This is a genomic window from Arthrobacter sp. TJ-58, assembly GCF_058269295.1.
Window position 1 is genome coordinate 1 of the sequence record NZ_JBZCNM010000012.1, and the last position, 3,404, is coordinate 3,404.

Genomic DNA, 3,404 nt, shown 5'->3' on the forward strand with positions numbered 1-3,404 from the left:
TTCTCTTCGCTGCAGTGTTTCTTTATTCTATTTCATCCGGACCGTGTTTGGCAATTCGGGATAATTCCCGGTTACCGTTTCATCCGGCCGGACGAACCCGCGCAAAAGCCCCGGCTTTCCGTGTCCGTGCACTCGGCACAGGCAGGATCACCAGAATGTTTTTGGTGGGGTTTGGCCGCCATGCTCAGGATGTTTTGCAACTCCCGGCCGCGGCGACTTAGAAGACTCTACACGGGGTTGGGGACCGGCGCAAATCGGCTGGCGAAGGTCGGAGGCGGCCGGCGAATTAGGCTGCCCCCCCCCTGCGATCGGGGCCGCCTGTACGTTCTGGCAGGCACCTCAACCGGGCATATCTTCAGCGTCTATCGGCGCCACTTCGTTTGCTGATTTCCTCTGTGTCCCCACCTCTCTGTGCTTTCCGGTGAGCACGCAACTGTGGGCAGCTTCCCCATCGGGAAGCTGCCCACAGCAGGGCCTTGCGGACCGGGCACGTTACCTGCTCACCTTCACAGAGTGGGCAGCCTGTCCGGTGGCCGGTGGCCGACGGCTGAGTTCACAGTGTCGGCGACTGCACTACGCTTTCCTGCGTCGTGCTGCCCCGGCGACCAGGAGTGTGCCGATCAGCAGCGCTCCTGCTCCGGCCAGATAGACCTGGGTACCGATGTTTGCCCCGGTTTTGGCCAGGGCGTCCTTACCCAACACCGCGTAGGTGTTGGTCACCGTCGCCGCCGCGGTTTCACCCGACACGATCACGACGCTGTAGGGCAAAATCGTCTCTACAGTGACGTTCCCGTTCTCACCGTTCGTGGGCTCGGTGACAGTGCACTCGGTACCGGCAGGGATGCCGTCGAAGACCTGTACATACTCACCCGGCAGGGTGGCAGCGGGGATCCGCACCACTTCCTCGAGCTCGTCGCCGCAAACCACGTTCAGGACTGAAGCGGACTGCTGGCCCGCCCCGTTGCCCGCCACGATTTTCGTAACCTGCAGCGAACCGTTCGCGTACTGCACAGTGTTAGCCAAGGACGCGCTCACCGTGGTGCCCGGCTCGATGACTACTGTCACGGGGTCGCCCGCGTCAACAGTGACCTCCGACGTTGCACCCGTGCTCGTTTCGGTTACCGTGCACTCCGTTCCCGCAGGAATGTCCGCGAAGGTTTGGCCGTACGGTCCGGCTGCACTCCCGGCAGGAATGACAACCGTAGTGTCCAGGACGGTCCCGCAGACAACATCGAGAACGATCTCCGACTGCAGGCCTGCGGCATTCCCGTCGATCGTCTTGGTGACGTTCAGTGCACCCGGCCGGTACTCGACCGTATTGGTAATCGTAATGGCCGAACTTGCCTCGATGACGGCTTCCTGTGGAGCCGAAGACACAACATCTACGGCAGTCGTTGTTCCAGTCTCCGGTTCTGTGACGACACAGGTAGTCCCCAGAGGAATGCCGGTGAAGGTGGACGCTTGGTCCTCCGTACGGCCAGCCTCGATAGTGGCCTCAAAGACGAGTCCGGGTCCGCAGTCAACATTCAGGAGGATGGCCCCCTGCTGGCCCACCGCACCGCCCGCAAACGTCTTGTTCACGGTGAGGGTACCGGCTTCAAAGAACTCTGCCGTCGCCTGAGCAGTGGACGCGATCTGGGAGTCGGCAGCGAGGATCAGCTTCTGAGCTTCCGTGACGCTGGGGTTGTTCCCCGCGTAGAGATAGACATTTCCTGTCTGCACGGGGACTACGGCAGTGGCGGTCAGCACCACAGGATCTGTGGTCTGGTTGTCATTTCGAACCCACAGCTGCGTACCCGAAGGGACCGTTGTGCCAACGAGCGGGACGGTGCCGGCAGCATCCGTGTACAGCGTGTAGCCTTCCGGCACCTCTACCGTCAGTGTGGCAGCATCTGCGGAGGCGACGGTGAAGGGCCCGGTAACTCCGTCGACAGGGCCGGAGGCCAGCGGCGGATCGACGGTAACGTCCGGTGCCGGGGGCTCAGTTAGCGGGCCTGCAGTCAGCACGGCAGCAACGATAGCCGCGGTGTACTGCCTGATGGGGTCAGTGTCCTGGAGCACGTAGCCGTCGCTGAAGAACCAGACCGCAGCCTGTACGGCCGCTGCACGGATCGCGTCCGTTGGTGGTTCCGGCGGGGCTCCCGGCACGTCGGGGTAGTAGGAATTGAGGACACGGTTTACGTAACCAATATTGGGGACGTTGGATTCTTCCCAGGACCCATTCTCATACCCGAGACCCGTATAGGTGGAGGTCCGAATATCGATGCAGTACATCTGCTGGGTGTTGCCTTCCAGATCCACCGTGTTGATGATGCCTGCAAAGGACTCATTTGCTGTCTCATAATCGGCAGGAACATCAGCCGGATACCCCGTAGTCGGGTCGAAGGCTTGTCCGACCGGAGGAAGTCCGCCAGTTACCGCGGTACCGGGTCCTGTGCCCGTCATCGTAATTTCCACTACATCCGAAGGGACCTCATTTCCGGGCGACTCCCCCGAAAACACAGCCTGCGCCGGTGAAGCCAGCTGCAGGAGAAGACACAGCGCACCAAATATTCCAAGGCCGGCACTGGCCCGACTTCTTTTCGTTTTTCGACTGCCGACCGACGTTCGGCCGGATCTGTGACGCAGATTCATTGGGTTCCGCTTTCCTTGCTGGGCAGAGTGGACATCCGCAGAGCCGACACCCGAACGGATAAAATCTGGGCTCCGTGAGCAGTGAGGCTACCGGCCGGGGAATCCCCTGAAAAGGGAGATGCAGGAATTAAGCAGCGATCCCGATGATAAAAATGTGACGCATGCGTTTGCAGAGTACGCCTGTCGTCGAACGGGGCCCACGTAATGCCGCTCTGGCCGGCATGTGGTCGGCTGGGTCTTCCACTCTGTGCCCGTTGAAGGAGGCCGGCCCCTCCCCACCCGCAGAAAACTCCGGCGCACACCGAACCCCGAATCATTTCCGGGTGAACAGCTAGGTCGCCTTGGACGGATCGGCTAACGGATGGGCGTCCTCCACTGGACCGCCCCGCTGTGGATATCAAGAATCTCGGTCGACGACCATTTACGCCTGGCCTATACCGAGATTCTCAGCGACGAACGCAAAGACACCGCTGCCGGGTTTTGGGAACGGGCGAACGCCTTCTTCGCCGGAAGCGGGATCACTGCCGCGGGTGCTTACCGATAACTTCACCCGTTAGTACCGGTCATCCGTGTACGTAACGTCCCTGGTCAACGGACCCGTTAAACAGAAAGAGCCTGTACCAACACTGGTACAGGCTCTTTCCTCAAATATTGTCCGGCGGTGACCTACTCTCCCACATCCTCCCGGATGCAGTACCATCGGCGCTGTGGGTCTTAGCTTCCGGGTTCGGAATGGGACCGGGCGTTTCCCCCACGCTATGACCGCCGTA

Annotated in this window: 1 protein-coding gene, 1 rRNA gene and 1 pseudogene; 1 reads left to right on the forward strand and 2 read right to left on the reverse strand. The window is 60.9% G+C overall.

The genetic code is table 11. The features are described from left to right. Positions 1–573 precede the first annotated feature (573 nt). Entirely contained in the window at positions 574–2,445 is a 1,872-nt protein-coding gene (locus tag AC4D2W_RS17260; protein ID WP_490928160.1) for a DUF5979 domain-containing protein, read from the reverse strand. 595 nt (positions 2,446–3,040) lie between these two features. Here AC4D2W_RS17260 and AC4D2W_RS17265 point away from each other — a divergent pair. Then, positions 3,041–3,179, forward strand: a pseudogene (locus tag AC4D2W_RS17265) (IS481 family transposase); the annotation flags it as partial. Between the two features lie 108 nt (positions 3,180–3,287). On the opposite strand, the gene rrf reads toward AC4D2W_RS17265, so the two are convergent. Beyond that, positions 3,288–3,404, reverse strand: a 5S ribosomal RNA gene (gene rrf, locus AC4D2W_RS17270).

Coding starts and splice junctions, on each gene's coding strand:
- AC4D2W_RS17260 (WP_490928160.1), bottom strand. CDS start 2,445: ATGACGGGCACAGGACCCGGTACCGCGGTAACTGGCGGACTTCCTCCG.